The sequence below is a fragment of the Mesonia sp. K4-1 genome, assembly GCF_008017825.1.
Taxonomy (GTDB): Bacteria; Bacteroidota; Bacteroidia; order Flavobacteriales; family Flavobacteriaceae; genus Mesonia.
On the sequence record NZ_VRLS01000094.1, the window covers coordinates 33,009 to 51,375 of the forward strand.

Here is an 18,367-nt window from a genome sequence, read left to right on the forward strand (position 1 = left end):
TTTCAGGTTTTTCTGTTTTTAAGAATATCATAAGAATTGATATGTTTTGATTAAAAATGTCAACAAATCGGATAACAAATTAAAATTTCAAAAAGTGTTGACCAGATTTATGACCAACGGTCTGCTAATCAATAAATAAATGTATCTTTATAAGTGATTTGACTTTCGTCTGATAACAACGAATTATTGTTAACTAAAAGACGAAATAATGAAAACATCTACCACCTTCAGTATTTTGTTCTGGGCGGACTTCTCCAGGGCAAAAAATGACCAAGCATCTATTTACGCAAGAATTACGGTAAATGGCAAGCGAGCTACCATCAGTCTAAAACGAAAAGTTTTAGTGTCTGATTGGGATGTCCATAAAAACAGAGCTCGGGGAACAAATCAGAAATCAAGAATTCTAAACAGTTATTTAGATGAAACTTACAATCATCTGTTTAAATGTTATCGCGATTTAATGAATGAGCATAAATTGATTACCGCACAGGTCGTTAAGGCTCGATATTTCGGTAATGACGAAAATAATCGTTCCATTACAGATATTATCAATTACCATAATGAAGATATGGTAAACAAATTAAAGTGGGGAACACAAAAAAATTATTACACTACACAGAGTTATATCTCCAAATTTTTATCGAAATCCTATAAGACCACAGACCTTTATTTACGGGAACTTGATTATCACTTTATCATAAAGTTTGAGAAATATCTCCGGGACTACATACCAGAAGACCATCAAAAGCCAATGGGCAACAATACCGTAATGAAGCATATCGAGCGTTTTAGAAAGATGATAAATTTATCGTTTAAATTGGGTTGGATTCAACGCGACCCATTTATCAATTTCAAATCTAAATTCATTAAAAACGAAAGAGGCTTTTTAAGTCTCGAAGAGCTTCAAGAGATAGAAAATAAACAATTTAGCATTCCAAGATTGGAATTGGTAAAGGATTTGTTTGTTTTTAGTTGCTATACCAGTTTAAGTTATATCGATGTCATCCATTTAACTGCGGATAATATCTGTATTGGCATCGATGGCGAACTTTGGATTTATTACAAACGGGAAAAGACGACAAAGCCCATACGAATACCTTTGTTGCCAAAGGCGATGCAAATTGTTGAAAAATACAAGAGCAACCGTAAATCAATATCACAAGGAAGTATATTTCCTAAAATCTCAAATCAAAAACTAAATTCTTATTTAAAGGAAATTGCTGATGTTTGTGGTATTAAAAAGAACCTTACTTTCCACATTGCCCGACATACATTTGCTACAACGGTTACATTAAGTAATGGTATGCCCATTGAGACGGTTTCAAAATTGTTGGGTCACTCCCGAATATCTACAACCCAAATTTATGCTAAAGTCATTGAACGTAAAGTAAGTGATGATATGCAAAAATTAAGGGCTCAATTCAATGAGATAGAAAATGAATCTATCTCTAAAGTGGTTTCTCAAAATTCATAATTCCAGTTAATTAAAAATACAATGGAACTATCTATAATAAAAAATAAAATCCATAATATTCAAGGAAACAAAGTTATTCTTGATTTTGACCTTGCTGAACTCTATGAAGTAGAAACTAGAGTACTAAAACAAGCGGTTAGACGTAATCTTAAACGTTTCCCCGATGATTTTATGTTTCAGCTTTCAAAAGATGAGTGGAAAGAGGTTATCACAAATTGTGACAACCTTCCAGAGAACATTAAATTTAGTCCTGCCACTCCGTTTGCCTTTACCGAACAGGGCGTGGCAATGCTTTCTAGCGTACTTAACAGCGACAAGGCCATTGACGTAAATATATCTATTATGCGTGCATTTGTAGCGTTACGGCAGCATCTTACAGATTATAGCAACCTTAAAGAACATATAGCCCAACTTGAAAAAGAAATGAATATCAAATTTAAGGACATTCATCAGGCTTTGAATTATTTACTGCAAAAGGACAAGGTACAGATTGAACAGCATAACAGGGAACGAATTGGTTTTAAAACGGATAGGAAAGATTAGTAACTTTTCTTTGCTTATCAGAATAGACAATTTTTATGAATATATTGCTTTTATTAATTCGGTTCAATATGAATTAGTATGTGTCCTAAATTCGGTATTTCTTTTTGTAAATGGTCTTTTAACTTATGAGCAATGTCGTGACCAGATTTTACCGAAATTTCATTATTCACAATTGCGTGTAAATCCACGTGGAATTTCATTCCGGATTTTCTAATAAAACATTTCTCTGTTCCTAAAACACCTTGAACTTCTGTTGATTTTTCTCTAATTTCAATTATCAGTTCGTCATAAAGTTGTTCGTCCATAACTTCTCCTAAAGCTGGACGTAATATTAAATAACTATTATATAAAATGAATCCAGAAGCGAATAAGGCAGCCCAATCATCTGCTGTTTCATAACCTTTTCCATATATGATTGCTATCGAAATACCGATAAAGGCCATTACCGAAGTTATGGCATCACTTCTATGATGCCAAGCATCTGCTTTTAATGATGAACTATTTGTTTGTTTACTTTTTTTAATTACAATTTGAAATGAGATTTCTTTCCAAGCTATTATTAGACCTAGCACAATCAAAGTCCAAGATTTCGGGATTTTATGAGGTGTTTGAATGTTTTGAATACTTTCATAGGCGATTATTGTGGCAGAAACAACAAGGAATGTAACAACTCCAAAGGTAATTAATGGCTCAATTTTGCCGTGTCCATAGGGATGATTTTCGTCCGCTGGTCGTTTTGCATATTTAAAACCTAATAAAACTAAAAATGAAGCAAAAATATCCGTTGTCGATTCAATCGCATCTGCAATTAAAGCATAAGAATTTCCAAAAAATCCCGCAAGTCCTTTAATTAAGGCTAAAGCAGTATTCCCAATTATGCTGAAATAAGTTGTTCGTATTGCGGTTTGTTCGTTATTCATTCTAATTTTAGTTGTCAATAAATTTGTTATATTTATAACAAAGATACTTTTTTAATCACAAAAAAAAGAGGTGATAAACACCTCTTAAATTTTGGTTTCCAAAATCATTTTTCTGCTCCCTTTTAGCTCCTTCAGCTCCAGCATTAACTTTTCGTTGTCGCCTAAAACAAACTTTGGAACTACATACACAAAGCATTGACTTTCTCCATCAGTAATGGAATATGGCATTTTGTGTTTGTAAATAACTTCTTGTTGTAATCTTTGGTAAGAGGCTTTACGCTTTTTGTTTCCGTTGGTTCTATAAACTTTAATGTAGTCAATTTCAAAATCGATTCCAGACCTGTTCTTGACCTCTATAACCAAATACACTTCAGAAGCATCATACGCTATTTTTTGTAATTGGACTTTAATTCCTTTTTTGCGTTTGGTTTCAATACGCTCAAAGTTGGATTTTAATAAATACTCGCTGAATTTTTGAAAATGTGTTATTCTATTTGCATATTCGTTCAACGGTTTAACTTCTGGCTTCTGCTTAATCTTTTCCGGAAGTTCACTGCCAATGCTTTCATTTTCATTGATAAAATAATTCAGTTCTGGAAGTTTTTCAGAATATTTCAAAATATAAGAATAAACGCGACCATCACTTGTAACGGTCAATAGGTTGCTTTCTGTTCCAGGCTTCGCCTGTAACAAACCGAAATACTGCTCTTTCTCACGATTATAGGTGAATACAAAATTGGAAGCTCCTGTAATTCCTTGTCGAATAGGGTTTGGAAAAAACAGGGCAACGTTTTTCTGGTCGTTGGCGTAAATAGTGTCAAGGGGTTGCTGTGCTGAAATTGACATTGAACAAATCAATAACAGTAATGTGATATATGTTTTCATAAGAGTGAGTTTATTAATTGCCCATTATGGGCTTTCCTTGATATTTTGTTTTAGGAAGTCTTAAAATGAGTTTGTAATTATCGGTTATCGTAACCTTTACGTTTTTATGGTTACGTTGGAATATTTTCTTGAAACCGCTTACTTGCGGAACACCAGTAATATTAATGTCGTCCACCATATCGCCAACAATTTCATTGGTAACTTCTGCTCTAAAACTGTTTTCAACATAAATGCCTTCGCTACCATCCTGAAAATCATAGGCTTTCAATTTTACTGGTTGATGATTGATATTCTCAATGTCTATGATGGTGCGATTGGGTTTAAAATTGACAAATCCATAAATAGGCGTATTCTTGGAATAGCGTTGTCCATAAATGGTAGCATCTTTTATCAACCGCATTTGTAAGCGATAATTGGTTTTAACTGTTTGTGTGCCATCTACTCGTACATAAATGAAATCATCGGTATTTTTTGAATTCAAATCCTCATTTTCAATAGGATGCGAAGCAAAAAAGAGTTGATGCTCCAAAGCACGTTCTTTGGCTTCCACGTTCGTTTCTTGCTCTTCAATAGCATCCGTTGTGTCTTTTTCCTTCTTAACAGGTGGTTTTGGTGGATAGTATCTTGGATTAATATTTTCAAACGTTCTATCTGAATATCGAATCTGCCCTTGTTGGTAAATGCTATCTACCATCTGCATTTTTTTCTTGTCCAATAAATCAGGGTCATATACGCCTGTGGAATCCAACAGCCGTTCATCATAAATGCTGGGTGCGTTGGTTTCCCTAACTTCCTTTAAGTCGTTTAGGGCATCCAATTTGGAATCGTATTCCTTTTGGTCGTCTTCCAGTTCCGGTACAGGAATCTGGTTGTTCTCAATGGTCGGTTCTTCGTCCTCGCCCAATATAAGCATTGCATAGCCACCTATAAAAAGCAGGATGCATACCAACACGATGGCAAAGACTATTTTATTTTTTTCTACTTTCATAATTTTCTAATTTTCGTAATGTGCTTTCAAAAAAGTTGGTAATTAGCAGTCCGTGGGTATTGTTTGGAAAGTTTCTATCTACGTGAATCAAATTTCCAATAGTGGTCAACTCATAAGTATCTGTGATAGTACCTCTATTGATTTCAAAAATGGTTTTCGTTTCAAACTTGTAGGGTTCGTTTTGAATATCAACTTTGGATTCGATATTCAATACTTTTTGAACCAACGAGTATTGCAACAAACGGTTATAAACTCCATCGGCTTTTTTCTGTCGGTACAGAGCATCTACAGAACTATTACCCAACCAAAGGGCTTTCTCCAAGTTCTTTTCGTAATTGCTGGCATCAATGTTATAGAAATAAGTGTGAAACAACTCCAATTGTGCCAAGACTTCTACTTTTAAATTTTCTTGTTGAGATACCAGTTTCAAGGGAATAACACTTCCGTCCGAATTGACTACAAAAGCATTATTAACTGTTTCTTTATGCAGCTTTATGACCATCAAAACGGAAATGACGCACGTGAGCACAGCTCCAATAACGACGGTCAATACTATAAAGCGATTGAGCTTTAAGATGTTGTAAATATTCTTATATGGTGTTTTCATCTGTAAATTATTATTGCTTTATCAGCCTGTAAAGAGTTTAAAAGTGAACGAGGTCGCTCGTTTATATAATTTGAATTTCAGCAATACAATAAATCCGATAGACCCTAACTGTAAAAGCGGTGCGAAAAAATTACTCCCCCAATCCGTACCAAATAAGTCGCTCCAGAAATTTGTATTGATTTCGGTATAAAGATTATTCACGAAAACATTGACCAGAAAGAAGGCAGGAACTAACATATATACGCCAGCGTAAAGCTTAAAAAAGTTGTATGCCAACGACCTGAACTTTTCAAAAACCGCCAAGCTGATGACCAAAGGGAAAAAGGCTTGCATTATGCCCAGCAAAAAGAATCGTTCTGCAAGGAATAAGGGGTAAATAAACAAATCCAATAGCCAGAGAAATATTCCGGCAATAAAGGATAGTATTTTTAAGCCGTATAAAGGTGTTACTAATGCTTCATAAAGCATTGCCATTGCTTTTTTGGTGGCATCCCAAGCACTTACATCCTGTTCGATGTCAATATCTTGCATCTGTAAAGGAAGAAGTGCGGGTGCCGTGTCCCGATATTGGTTTTCAATGGCCACCAAAATGGTGTCGAAAACACTTAATACCTGTGTGGAAAAAATGACTAAAATCACTATTGCAAAGTTTTTGGCCAGTTCCGCAGGGGTCAATCCCCACGTATAACCCTCATTATTGGCTACACCTTCATTGTACTTTTTTAGGATGTTGATGAGAAAAAACAAGAGGGCGAGTGTCTTCATTCCTACAATAGTGTATTGTGAGAAATCACTATTTTTTATCGTTTGAAAAATAGTGTCCACAAACTCTAACCCTATGCCTAAAAAAATACCTGACATTAGTAATCGGTTTCTCGGTTATTGATTTTGTACTGCATTTCTCGAAATTGAATAATCTCTCGATAGCGTCTGGTTTTTGCCTCAATTTCCGCTACCATTTCCTTGGATTCCAGCTCTTTTTCTTTAAGGACTTCGGCACGTTCGGCATCGGTCATTTTCAGATTGTCGCTGGACAATATTTGGTCGATATATTCCATACCAGCCATAGAGTTCTGAAGGATGGCATCAAAGGAATCTGAAATGCGTGTAACTTCATTTGGTTTAATAAAAGGGGAATTGAGGATTTCCCTCAAATCATCCTGTACAACATCAAACAATCGTTGGTTGTTTCTTGCCAGTTCCCTGACTGCTTGAAGTTGTTTGATGACATTGTTTACCTTATCGATATTCTCTTTTTGGGTTTTAAGGAATTTTACCGTCTTCATTAAATTGGCGGTTTGTTTACCTGATTCCAATAATGATTTTACAAAAGAGATAAAGTTTGTGTTGTCATACACAGGCATCCCCTGGGCCGAAGCCTTACTTCCAATTAGCACTACAAATAGTGCGGATAACATTAGATTTCTGATAGTGTGTCTCATAATTTTTATTTTTAAGAATTAATAAATATTTTAATGGCTTTCTCCATATTTTGGTGTTCTTCAAAATGTTTCATAATGTCTTCGTTTTCTTTGCCATCCGTGAGGTAAGCAGCAAAGACTTCGGGCGGTACTTCCAATCGGAAAATGTTGCTTTCCTTTCCGATTTTGATGAACATTTCGGTATATTTTCGTGTTCCTGTAAGGTTGTTACGAATGGATTTTAACTGGTTTAAATCGTGACTGGTAAGGTTGAGCCTGTTTTTTAATTCGGCATAGCCTTTTTCATTACGAAGGCTGTAAATTACTTGGGTGTTTTCAAGAATACTCGCCGATGTGGAATTGTTGGGCAATTGGTTAATGGATTGCAGTATAATCCCAATCGCTCCATTTTGTTTTCTAATGGCTTGATAATAGAATTCTACACTTTCGAGTACATTTCCAAATTTGAGCTGTTTGGCAAACTCGTCGAATAGGATGATTCCCCTCTCGGCTTTATTTCTCCAAATGGTTCTTTGAATGGCAGATTTAATCAGCTTCAACATTACGGAAAGGATTTCCTTATTGTCCTTTACTTCATCAAGTTCAAAAACAATCAGTCTTTTATCCTCAATTTTATAGGTCTGGTCTTCACTTACATTGAACAGGAAGCTGTACAAGCCATCATCCACATATTCAGAGAGAATGTGCAGAAAATCGTAGATGTTGAAATGTTGCTCTTGAATATGTAGTTCTTCTAAAAAGGTGTCTTTTTTTGTATCAACGAACTGGTATAAATTTTCCAAAGAATGTGTACCACCCACATTTTGTAGATAGTAGTACCGAAGTACTTTTTTGACCGCCACTTCTTCAGCTTTAGTCGTTGCTTTGCCCGAAGCCAAGAGCTCTAAAAGGAAGATTGCCAAATCTTCCAATCGCTCTGGTGTCAAATCATTGACATCAGAGATATAGAATGGATTGATACCCAAATTTTTTCCCTGTTCATAGCGAAGGATGATATGGTCGTCTGGATAGAGCTTGGCAAATTTTGAATATGAACCACCTAAATCAATAATGACCAATCGAACATTTTGTTCAAAATATTGGCGTAGAATATTGTTTGCCAAAAAAGATTTTCCCTCTCCAGTAGGTGCGAAAATGGCAAAGTTCCTTGCCTTGATGCGTTTCTTCTTTTCATCCCAGACATCTTTAAGTACAGGAATGTTATGTTGTCTGTCATTAAAGATGACACCTGTGGCATCTGACTGATAGTTGGTATTGTTAATGTACAGGCAAAGAGCGTGTTTTAAATCGGTTACGTATAAATCCTCATTAGAAAAATTGGAAGTAAAACAGCAATATGAGTTTAAGAAATATTGCTTGCGTTCTTCGCCTTTTGGATAATAAGGCACTATATCCAATTCTTTGAATTCGGTTTTTATTTTGGAAGCAATTCTTTCTAATTGTGCTTCATCTTTATCCCAGAATATAATATTTAGATGACCCCTAATAATTCTTGAACTATCGTCCTCATTGATTTTGGTAACAATGTCTTCAATCTTCTTTAAGATGACTTTGTTCTGTGTTCCAAAATTGGAACTCTTTTTGAGTTCTTCAATTTTCTTGTCCAACAGCTTTCGCCATTTGTGCTTATCATCCAAATAAATGATTTGGTTGACAATATGATTTTCATTGAGATTCAACCCTAATCCGTCAATAAATCCTTGGTGGAATACAAAGTCGTCCGAAGTAAATTTATCATTGGTCTTGCTACTCTGAACCACATCGCCATAACACAATTCGCTATTGATGGCCAGCACATCAAAATGATGGTCGCCAATTTCAATATTCGCTTTTTTCAATAGAATGTCGGTATCAAATCCTTCGTTGAATCCATTAAAATAAGCATTGGTCAATGACAAGACTTTATCGATACCCAAAGGTATCAATGACACTTTCCGGCTGTTATTTACAAAGGAAACGGCATCGTTAACAGAAGCAATAAATTCCTGAACGTTATGGTCCATTTGCTTATGAATACCCTTTTCGACCTTGCGGAATGGGTTGGTAAACTTCGGTGCGTTCAAAGCTTTGTTGTGCGGAAGTATAAAGAATAGGTAAGAAGAATGTTTAATGAATTCCCGACCTTTAAAATAATCGTGTGTGGCACGTTGCAAAAAGCTTTTGTTCGGAAGTTCTTCCGCCAAATATTCAGCTTTCTGATAGATGTCCTGTTTGTGGATAACCGTGGCAATAGGCAATGATTTAAACGCTTGAAACCACGAACCGTGAATATCCTCAAAATCTTTTTCCGCGAGGGAATAGATTTCAGGATTGTCCACTTGATAGCCCAATACCACATTGCCGTTATTAGCGAACACGATATGGTCTTGAATATCCAAAATAGGATGATATGCCGATAGGTTAATTTTCTTCATAGTACAGACGACTTCCTTTTTTGTTACTAATTGTTTGTGGGAATACCTTTTTGATGTGCATCAATGCAGGGTTTTTGGTAATGTGAGTCAATACGATATACAGTGCACCGTTCAATAGAAATACTGAAATGATAACAGTAAAGCTGAACGAAAAGATGATGAACAGCAATGAACCGATAACAACGGTCATCATTAAAGCGAACAATGATATGGGCAGACCCATAATCACGGCTCGCTTGCGTATGTTTTTATAGACCTCGAATCGTTTCATTACACTACGATGCTAATGAGGTACGTAAAGATGCCCACGACTGCTCCCGCAATCAATACAAAGACCAGTACGCGGGTAATCCCTTTTTTTAAATCGGCATTTTCGCCAAAGAAATGTCCAGCATTAAATAGGAATCCAATTAAAAAGATAACGCCCAAAATAATGGGGAAAATGGTTCGGATAGTATCAGAAACATCGTTTACGGAATCTTCGATACCTCCAATTTGTGCAAAAGTTGTACTTGAAATAAGTAATGATAAGATGGTTACATAATGTGATTTTTTCATAATCAAAGTGATTTAGATTTTACGTCAATTTTGATATTTGAAAAATAGTGTATATTGCAATACAAAGAACTGATAATCAGTAAATTGTGAATAAAATAAGTTTTGATGTCAATTGTTTTTATTTGATGCGAATTGGTATCAAATTTTATGAAAATTGAAAAGTGCGATGTTGATAACTCTAAAATTTTGGAAGTGGGTAACGCCCAAAAACGTCAGTTTTGTGATTTTGATGCTACAATTCTGTGTGATTTTCGGTCAACAAAAAGTCATTATCATCGACCCTGGACACGGTGGAAAAGATACTGGTGCAATCGGTACAAATAGTATTCAAGAAAAGGATGTATCGTTAAGTATTGCCAAAGAGATTATAAGGCTAAATGAAACCCTCTTAAATAACGAGTTTGATATGTATTCGACCAGATATATGGACACTTTAATTTCTTTATCCGATAGAAGTCGATTAGCTGAAAGCTTAAAGGCTGATGTGTTTGTATCGTTACATTGCAATGCCTCTAACACATCGGCAAAAGGAATGGACATTTACGTGCATAATACCAACGATGAAGAAGTACTTATAAAGAAATCTATCGGAATGGGATTGTCCATTTTGGAAGAAAGCACTCTGAAATTGGACTTTAAAAAACGAGCAGTTCGATTCGCAAATTTTCAAGTGCTACGTGAAAATATCGAAATTCGCCCTGCTATACTCATCGAAATGGGCTTTATTTCGAGCACCGATGAAGCAGATTATTTTTTAAAGCCCAAAAATATAAGAGCAATGGCATTGGCCATTTTAATGGGATTGTATAACTATTTAAATGTTGGGTTATGAAGGAAATATTTATGGAAATTGTAAAAAGCATTAGAAAGATTATTATAACTATCTTCAAAGAGATAATTAAAACTAAAAATCCTCAATCCTAAATTTTAGTTTTTTGTCAAAATATAACTTGTCAAAATAATTTTGTAGGGTTGGGTCAGTAAAAACAACATATTCACTTTCACATATTTCTTTGAAGTTCTTTGGGTCTTTTAGGAACATAGCACATACATCCAATTCATCATTGGTTATTAATCTTCCGTGTAGTAATTCTCTATGCTCCAAAAAGTTAAAAATCTTTCTGGATGGATTACTGAAACTATTGTAAAGCACTTTCAAAAAAGTTTCTAAATCATCGACATATATTGACCAAGGGTAAGGGTCTTCATTATTTTTCCTTTTAAGCATTAATCCTAAATCGGTTTGTATGGAAGCAAATCTTTCTGAAGTAACTACAATGCAAAAAATCTCGTGAATTTCATTCGTGATAATTACCTCCGATTTATTTTTCAAGCTAACAATAACCTTTTCATTGTTTAACAATTCCTGTTCAACCTGATAGCATTGGTCATAACCTTTTTGAATACAGTCGTTAAAGTCAGATTTAATTCTTTGGTATGCTTGTTCCGTAACCCTTCGTGGTTCTCTATATCTTGAAGCCTTACATTCAATGATATAGGCGTTATTATCCACAAGGATTAATATATCTTTTTCTTCTGGCTCGTTGTTTATGTAATAGTTGGTGAAAATTTTAATCCTTTTTGATTTTTTGAAGAATTTTTTAAATATATCCAAAGTATGGCTTTCCAAAACAACTTTTCCTCTACGGAAATTTACTTGTTCTTTTTCCTTTTTTGTTTGAGTAAGCGTGGTATAAAGTAAATCATATAGAGCTGAAGGCAATTGTTTTTGATATACGTTTAAATACTGATTATCACTAATTCTTATAATCGGTTTATTTTCTAAAGGATTTTGTTGGGAATAAAATAAATTACTATGATTATCTTTAATATCAATTGAAAATAAGCCACAGAAAATATCAATATGTTTTTCTTCAAAAGAGAGGTGAAAATCTTGTTTGGCAAAAAGTAAACATTGGTGGGGTTTCTCAAAAAAATTCAAAAAACTTTCTTGGGTCTCATTCGAAAGTTCTAACAGCTTATCTGTAAACTCATTCTCTGCTAATAATCCATTTGCAGATTGTCGAGCCAGTTTGTCAAAGCCTTTGTCTAAAATAAATGACTTTGAATTTATTGACTTTGCACGATAAATTAATTCAGAATGATTGCATAAATTAATTAAGGTTTTTAAATCGATTTCTAATCTTTCCTGTATTTTATCTTGATAAGGTTTAAACATCCTAATAACCTTATTTACCTCTTGTTCTCTATAATTTAATATTCCGTTTTGAAAGTAATTTTTGAATGCTAATTCGTGAACAAGTAATTTTTGTCTTTTATCAGAAATCTCATCAAATTCATTTCCCTCATAATTTTCTGATAAATAGAAACTAACTATCTCTAAAAGAATGTCAGCAACTTGCTGAAGTACTAAATCATTTTTTTCTGAATAATGAAGTTCTTCCTTGCCTGCCAATGGTGTAGAGAGTCTTAACATTATCAGATATAAAGAATCTTTTAATTTTGACTTGAATTTTTTTGAAAATCCAATATTGCTTCTTTCTGGATGGTGTCTAATAAAATCAGCAAAAAAACATACAAAGCTCTCTTTTGTATAACGAGAGATTATTTTTTGAATTTCTAATGATTTTTTCTCTAAATCTATTTTCTTCATTTTATCCTAAAAACACTATCCTTAATTTTTCAAATCGTTACAAATGGATTACAACATTTTTTATATTTCATCAAATTCAAAATTAAGATTTTGCAATTCTGGGGTAATCTCTAACGGGTTTCCTTTTTTGGTTTGTCTGCCAGTTTCTGATATCAAGTGTAAATTGGTTTTGGCTCTTGAACAGATAACATAAAGTAGTTTTTTTGAAGCGGCAACAGGGTCTCCAGTAAAAATGTCATTCCAATGTGGGATATACCCATTTAGCAAACCATAAGCAATAACGGTTTCAAATTCTTCTCCTTTAACACCAACGCAAGTATTGATGACGACGCCTGACATTTCTCTATAAAAACTCATAAATGATGCTATGTCACTTGGAACTTGAAACGTTGGGTCTTCAAGACGGCTCTTTATTACATCGAAAAAGGTCTTCCTATTTATAAGAAGTTGTGCGTAAATAGTTTGGTCAATCCCAACAGCCTCTAAAAACTGGTCAAAACAATCATTAAGATAATCGATACCTTCAGTTTCATTGGATGTTATCGAGTTAATCAATTTCAATACATTTCGCTCTGTTTGATATTGTTCGCTGAATTCAGTATTGGTATGTTCTTTAAAGTTTTCAATTACTTCAGAACACCATTTGTATCGCAATGAATATATTTTTGGTTGTGGCTGCGTTAAGAACAACCTCGATAACTTATACCAAATGTTATTTCGATTTTTTGACATTGGTGCTAAACCTGAAGCATCAAAATTTACATCTGGTAGTTTAGCTCTCAACTGTTTTGTGATAGTAGTTATTAACCACCATTGCGGAACCAATACGCATATTTCATCTTCTGGAATTCCATTATCTAAACTATGCTCTATAAGTCGTCCAATTTCATCTACTAAATATCCTTTGTCAATGGTGTTATTGTACGTTATTATACTATCAACGTCTTTATTAGTACCAATAGCTTCAATTTTAATTGGGTTTGTCTGGAATATAGAGTAAAAGTCGATAATTCTTTGTGTGGACCTATAATTTCCAGAAAGCGTAAGTTGCTCAATAGGTAAAGTGTTTAACTCTTCCTGTATTTCTTCCAAACTTTTGGCAATGCCACCCAAAGATGCATAAATTGCTTGGTCTGTATCTCCTACTAAAAATAGATTTGAGCTACCTTCCCCAGTTGTTACAATCGACGAAATAATTGCGTAAAGCAAATCTTGCGTGTCTTGATATTCATCAACACATATAAGGCTAAAAATGTTCGATAACGTTTTTTTTATTTTAGGATGCTTGGTTAAGAGTTTGTATGAATAGTATAGTAGAAGCTCAAAATCAATTAACTTCTCTGTTTGTAGCCTTTCGTGATAATCCTTAAGGACTCTTTTTTGAATTGTTTTTGGTTCGGCAAATGTGCCGTCCCTATTGAATCTGAAATTAATCGGGTCAATAGGTTTTAACTTATGCTTTTCTTTAAGTTCACTTATGATATCCGAGGCATAAGTTTCATCGGCAATTAAATAGCCGTTTTCAAGTTCAGGTAAATAACAGGAATAGGGTTTTATAATCCATTCGAGACAAAATGAATGCAAAGTGCCAGACCAAACCCGATTACTATTAATTCCCATTGCGTTTAATCTGCGATATATTTCTTCGGAAGCCCTTACGGTAAAAGTTAGAGCGACAATCCTTTGTTTACTGTTTACATCAATATTTTTTAGAGCATAAGCGAGTTTATGAATAATCACTCGTGTTTTTCCACTTCCTGGGCAAGCTGTAAGAAGTACATTTCCATCTTTAACAACGGCATCTTTTTGTTGGTCGCTTAAAGTATCTAAAATCATATAAACGATAAAAATTTAGTAAATTGGTCATTAGGAAAGTTGGCTATATAGTCATCAATAACCTGTTGGTCTTCTTTATCCTTAAAACTAATTTTTGTTGCTACATCGTAATAACTATCATTTTTACTACGACTAATTTTTCGTAACCTGTATTTAGCGGTTTTAGCTTTAGAGGCATTATTTAAATGCGAAGATGCAAAAGCAACGGCTTTCAAAATATATTCAGGAATATAAGTATTGTAAACTAAATTATCTGCAACAACCAACGCCAGCCAACCTTTGCCTTTTTTATCAGCCAATCGTAAAACTTCTACACCTGCAATCGAAACTGATTTTTCTTCTAACTTTTTCTTTGAAGAATCAATAGCTGCTTGTTGTTTGAAAATTTCAGGAAGTGATTGTACGTATTCGTGGCTATTCCCATTCAAAAGGAAATCAACTTCAAAGGTGTATTTAGAGTAAAAAGGAATCAAGAAGTCGTTTTTGTCACAAAATTTATCCAATTCCTTTTTTCTTTCAGCTCCACTAATTTGCGATGCCCTACAATGTTTTTCATAAGCAGAATCATCAACTTCATTTGCAGGTAAATTGACAATACTGGCATCCAAGTCAGTTAGTATGGCACAGTTTTTCTGAATTCTATCCTTATGGAAAAGCCTTGCAACATTTTTAAAACCTGTACTTCCAATGTTTACGAGACTTATCCCAATTTCATCGAGCGAAATTCCAAAGACTTTTTTAAACATTTGAGGAATGAGAATCTGTTCTGCATCGCCTTCAACCAAAACAACGCCTTTCGCGAAAAGCAAGTTGCTTCTTATGGCGTCCAAGTACCTTTCGGCTCTTGTTATATAATCATCATCAAGATTGTTAGATGGTTGATATACCAAAGTCTGCATATTTCCTCGGCTTAAAATATTTACTGAACTTATTCGGCTTACAGATGAAATGTGAGTAGAATGCGTTGAAATAATAACCTGTGTTTTATTGGTTTGCACATTATCAAAAAGGGTTTTTTGAATATGCGTATGAATATGTGCTTCTGGTTCTTCTATTAAAAGAAAATTTGCAATTCTATCCGTTCTGATTTTTTCATACTCCAATAGCTTTAGTGATAGGTAAATCATATTTGCACCTCCCAAACTCAACTCCCATATTTTACCCATATAACCTTCTTCATCTGGGTCGCCAACCCATAGTTTGAGTGATTGCAGTAGTTTTTCCATATCATTTGGAAGTTCTGATTTGACATCTATATTAGGGCCGTAAGTAGTACCCACAGCTTCCTTAATACTTTTGTCAATTCCATCTTTCACATCCTTTACTTCTTTGAGAGAACTAATTTGGTCGTTAAGTTTGTTAACGCTATCAATGATGTCCGTTTGTTTTGAAACTTCAATAGTTTTTTCCTTTCCTCGTAATAAATTAATCAATGGATTAGTAGAATAGGAACGTAAGTCGCTTTCGACATCTCGAAGTGCTTTAATGAACGTACAAGAAACCTCGTTGTGCACACTTATTTCCCTCGGCAGAAACGTTCCAAAAATCAATTCTTCTTTATCATCTGGGTTTGGGAATTCAACAGCATCAAAATCGCCAACATACTTTTTATAGGTAGTGTCATCACTAAAATCTCCAGAGCCTCTGCATAAGTAAGACGTTTCATAATCATCAATCGTAAGTTTATCAAAAAAAAGCTGAAGCCCTGCTACACTTTTACCTGCGGTTTGTGAATAATCATATAATTCTTTTCTAAACTGATATTTTGGTCTAAAGTACACCGAGTAACTTCCAGTCTTTTTGCTGCCTTCCATATCTCCCGAAGATTGTACTGCCAGTACCTGTGCTTCTTCACTCGCATCCAGTTCGTCAAAAGTAACCGATAAAATTATCCAATGTCCAGCCCATTTACCCAGACCTCGGTTAAAGTCAGACTCATTAAATCTTATATATCTTGGAAGTTTATCATCAATTAAAACTCGTAAAGCAAAAAAGAGATTGGTTTTACCTGAACCGTTTTCTCCTAAAATAGTATTTATACCTTTTTTAAAAATGAATTTTGATTTATAGAAATTTCTAAAATTCCTAATGGATAGTGAACTTATATGCATAATAATTATTTTGAAACAATAAAAAAGCCAATGATTTCCCATTAGCTTTTTAAACATTAATATTTTAAGCGTAATCGCCTATAAATATACTGAAATGTCTTTTTAAATTCTTACGGTTTCCTACAAATTGTTAAAATTTTATTAAGAATATATCTTTACTTCTGGAAGTCAAAATTTTGGTTTTTTTTCGTAAATTAAGCCTAATTAGAGTGTTATAAACTCTAGTGCAAATAAAATGAGAGCAATTGCAATTTTCTTTTTGAACGTACTTCAAAATACTTTGGGGATGACTTTTGGATGGTTGTTTAAACCAAAAACCAAACGAAATTCATTTAAGGCCTTATCTGATGTTGAAATGGTAAAATATCTTGAAAAAAGAAGGCAATACAAAGGCTATAAAAAACAATGGCTGTATTACAGGTGTAGAGAAGAAGGTTTATTAGAAACCTATTACAAATTGTTCGATACTGAAGTTGAGGGACAAGATTCTGGAACGAAATTTAGTTTCGGTAAATATAGAGGGGAATATGTTGAAGCTATTTGGGAATCTGATAAAGAGTATATCAATTGGCTTTCCCAACAAGAATGGTTGGCTCAATATTTGGATGAAAGCGATATGATACACGAACTACTTCTTTTAGAGGAAGAAAACCAAAATTAGATTTAATCCCTTTTATCACGACTGCTTTTATCAAAGGCAATTAAATTGAACAGTTGTCGCATCCTTGAACGTACCCTATTCCCATAACGTTCCTCCAGTTCTTTAGCATTGAGGTTTGTAGTTGCGTGTGTTTTAGTTTTATGACTTAAAAATAAATCATAACGTGAAAGTAAGATTTCGCCCATTACATTACAATCTTTTCCAAAATGCCTTCCGGTGGGTTCTACACCCAAATCATCAAAACAATAAAACTTTTTGTCGCCGTAATTTTCAATGATGGTGTACCCAATATTATTAAAGGCAAAGGCAATGTTTCGTGTGGGTATAACCTCATACGATTTCTGATGTGGCACAATATGGCGTAACAGTTTCATTAAACTGGTTTTTCCACAACCAACAGGACCAGAAAGCAAAATCCCTTTATCGCGGTCGATGTCTAATTTTTTGCAATTAGCTTCATCCCTGATAAAATAATTACAGAGCTTGAATATAATATCACGGTCTTCTTCAAAAATTTTGAATTTCTTGCCAAAAAGTAGTTTTCCTTTGGCATTGAGATAAATTAGCATTTTATCAAAATCATAAAGCATTTGATTGTCTTTCAGTTCTCCCAAGGTGTATTGAACGCTACCCTCGGTAATGATATGTGGTTTGTGGGGATTCATAATGGTTCATTATAATTTTTGTTGGAACTTGTCTTTAGGTTGTCCGTATTTTGGCTAACTGCAACCATTGTTTTTTCTTCTTTTAGCTCTTCGGCCTTTATCATCCAGTTTCGAGCTGTGGCGTGCCAATCGACAATTTTTGTTTTTCCACCTACTTTCCAACCGATGCCTTGGTAGTGGTTGTAAAATTTTTTGGCTTCCAATTCTGGCCAATTTTCCTTTTCAAAAAAATCAATGACTTCATTTTCATTTTTTGGCTTGTCAAGTTTAGTATCATTTGCTTTGTTTTTTCCTGTTTGTATATGTTTGTTTATAGATACCACCGCTTGTCCATTGCTTGTCCCGATATTGGTAGGGTTTGGGTACAGAGCTTGTCCATCACTTGTCCCAAAATTGAACATCTTGATTCTGCTGCCTTTAAATGGATTATGTGAGGGTTCGTATAATAGGTATTTCCAATGATGTAGTTCTTTGATGCAGCGATGGTAGGTAGTTTTTGAACCAATCTTGGAAAACCGCATCGCTTCTTCTCGATTGATATAGAATTCTGTCGGAAAGTGATAGTTGTTCCATAATTGAAACAATGCCACGTACAAACTTATGTGCGTGGGATTTAAACGGCTATCCTTTGAGAATTGTAAGAATACAG

Annotated in this window: 17 protein-coding genes; 4 read left to right on the forward strand and 13 right to left on the reverse strand. The window is 34.3% G+C overall.

Annotated elements, in window-relative coordinates:
* Window positions 1–208: 208 nt before the first annotated feature.
* Window positions 209–1,474 carry a site-specific integrase gene (locus FT986_RS15080; RefSeq protein ID WP_025743357.1) on the forward strand — a complete coding sequence of 422 codons (1,266 nt, stop codon included), beginning with the start codon at window positions 209–211 and terminating at the stop codon, window positions 1,472–1,474.
* A gap of 21 nt (window positions 1,475–1,495) precedes the next feature.
* A complete protein-coding gene (locus FT986_RS15085; protein ID WP_025743358.1) occupies window positions 1,496–2,017 on the forward strand; it encodes an ORF6N domain-containing protein in 522 nt (173 codons plus the stop codon).
* Between the two features lie 53 nt (window positions 2,018–2,070).
* On the opposite strand, the gene FT986_RS15090 is transcribed toward FT986_RS15085, so the two are convergent.
* From FT986_RS15090 to FT986_RS15130, 8 genes are all read right to left on the reverse strand, one after another.
* Window positions 2,071–2,937: a cation diffusion facilitator family transporter gene (locus FT986_RS15090; RefSeq protein WP_025743359.1), complete on the reverse strand. Its 867-nt coding sequence runs from the start codon at window positions 2,935–2,937 to the stop codon at window positions 2,071–2,073.
* An 84-nt stretch (window positions 2,938–3,021) separates the two neighbouring features.
* Complete coding sequence (locus tag FT986_RS15095) at window positions 3,022–3,822, reverse strand: DUF4138 domain-containing protein (RefSeq protein WP_027126729.1); 801 nt, start codon at window positions 3,820–3,822, stop codon at window positions 3,022–3,024.
* 13 nt (window positions 3,823–3,835) lie between these two features.
* Window positions 3,836–4,810: a conjugative transposon protein TraM gene (traM, locus tag FT986_RS15100; RefSeq protein ID WP_025743361.1), complete on the reverse strand. Its 975-nt coding sequence runs from the start codon at window positions 4,808–4,810 to the stop codon at window positions 3,836–3,838.
* Entirely contained in the window at window positions 4,791–5,417 is a 627-nt protein-coding gene (locus tag FT986_RS15105) for a conjugal transfer protein TraK (RefSeq protein ID WP_025743362.1), read from the reverse strand. The genes traM and FT986_RS15105 overlap by 20 nt, the downstream gene beginning before the upstream one ends.
* A gap of 21 nt (window positions 5,418–5,438) precedes the next feature.
* Window positions 5,439–6,278, reverse strand: a complete 840-nt coding sequence (locus FT986_RS15110) for a hypothetical protein (RefSeq protein ID WP_034230060.1) — start codon at window positions 6,276–6,278, stop codon at window positions 5,439–5,441.
* A complete protein-coding gene (locus FT986_RS15115) occupies window positions 6,278–6,835 on the reverse strand; it encodes a conjugal transfer protein (RefSeq protein WP_339917541.1) in 558 nt (185 codons plus the stop codon). The genes FT986_RS15110 and FT986_RS15115 overlap by 1 nt, the downstream gene beginning before the upstream one ends.
* Before the next feature lie 35 nt (window positions 6,836–6,870).
* A complete protein-coding gene (locus FT986_RS15120; protein WP_025743365.1) occupies window positions 6,871–9,273 on the reverse strand; it encodes a TraG family conjugative transposon ATPase in 2,403 nt (800 codons plus the stop codon).
* A gap of 270 nt (window positions 9,274–9,543) precedes the next feature.
* The gene (locus FT986_RS15130; protein WP_025743366.1) at window positions 9,544–9,831 is read right to left on the reverse strand and encodes a hypothetical protein; all 288 of its coding nucleotides are present in this window, start codon (window positions 9,829–9,831) and stop codon (window positions 9,544–9,546) included.
* A gap of 229 nt (window positions 9,832–10,060) precedes the next feature.
* On the opposite strand from FT986_RS15130, the gene FT986_RS15135 reads away from it, so the two are divergent.
* Window positions 10,061–10,663: an N-acetylmuramoyl-L-alanine amidase gene (locus tag FT986_RS15135; protein WP_231567375.1), complete on the forward strand. Its 603-nt coding sequence runs from the start codon at window positions 10,061–10,063 to the stop codon at window positions 10,661–10,663.
* 72 nt (window positions 10,664–10,735) lie between these two features.
* On the opposite strand, the gene FT986_RS15140 is transcribed toward FT986_RS15135, so the two are convergent.
* Genes FT986_RS15140 through FT986_RS15150 form a run of 3 tightly spaced genes read right to left on the reverse strand, consistent with a single transcriptional unit; the run spans window position 10,736 to window position 16,392 of the window.
* On the reverse strand, window positions 10,736–12,445 hold the full coding sequence (locus FT986_RS15140) for a hypothetical protein (RefSeq protein WP_027126734.1): 1,710 nt from the start codon (window positions 12,443–12,445) through the stop codon (window positions 10,736–10,738).
* Window positions 12,446–12,505: 60 nt separating this feature from the next.
* Window positions 12,506–14,281, reverse strand: a complete 1,776-nt coding sequence (locus FT986_RS15145) for an ATP-dependent helicase (protein WP_027126735.1) — start codon at window positions 14,279–14,281, stop codon at window positions 12,506–12,508.
* Entirely contained in the window at window positions 14,278–16,392 is a 2,115-nt protein-coding gene (locus tag FT986_RS15150; RefSeq protein ID WP_027126736.1) for an ATP-dependent endonuclease, read from the reverse strand. Before FT986_RS15150 ends, FT986_RS15145 begins: the two co-directional genes overlap by 4 nt.
* Before the next feature lie 235 nt (window positions 16,393–16,627).
* On the opposite strand from FT986_RS15150, the gene FT986_RS15155 reads away from it, so the two are divergent.
* Entirely contained in the window at window positions 16,628–17,053 is a 426-nt protein-coding gene (locus FT986_RS15155; RefSeq protein WP_027126737.1) for a hypothetical protein, read from the forward strand.
* Window positions 17,054–17,055: 2 nt separating this feature from the next.
* Here the strand turns inward: FT986_RS15155 and FT986_RS15160 are convergent, their stop codons facing one another.
* Together FT986_RS15160 and FT986_RS15165 are read right to left on the reverse strand one after the other, a co-directional pair.
* Window positions 17,056–17,718, reverse strand: coding sequence for an ATPase (locus FT986_RS15160; protein WP_110355858.1), 663 nt, complete (start codon window positions 17,716–17,718; stop codon window positions 17,056–17,058).
* Window positions 17,715–18,308: a hypothetical protein gene (locus tag FT986_RS15165; protein ID WP_231567362.1), complete on the reverse strand. Its 594-nt coding sequence runs from the start codon at window positions 18,306–18,308 to the stop codon at window positions 17,715–17,717. Before FT986_RS15165 ends, FT986_RS15160 begins: the two co-directional genes overlap by 4 nt.
* Window positions 18,309–18,367 lie beyond the last annotated feature (59 nt).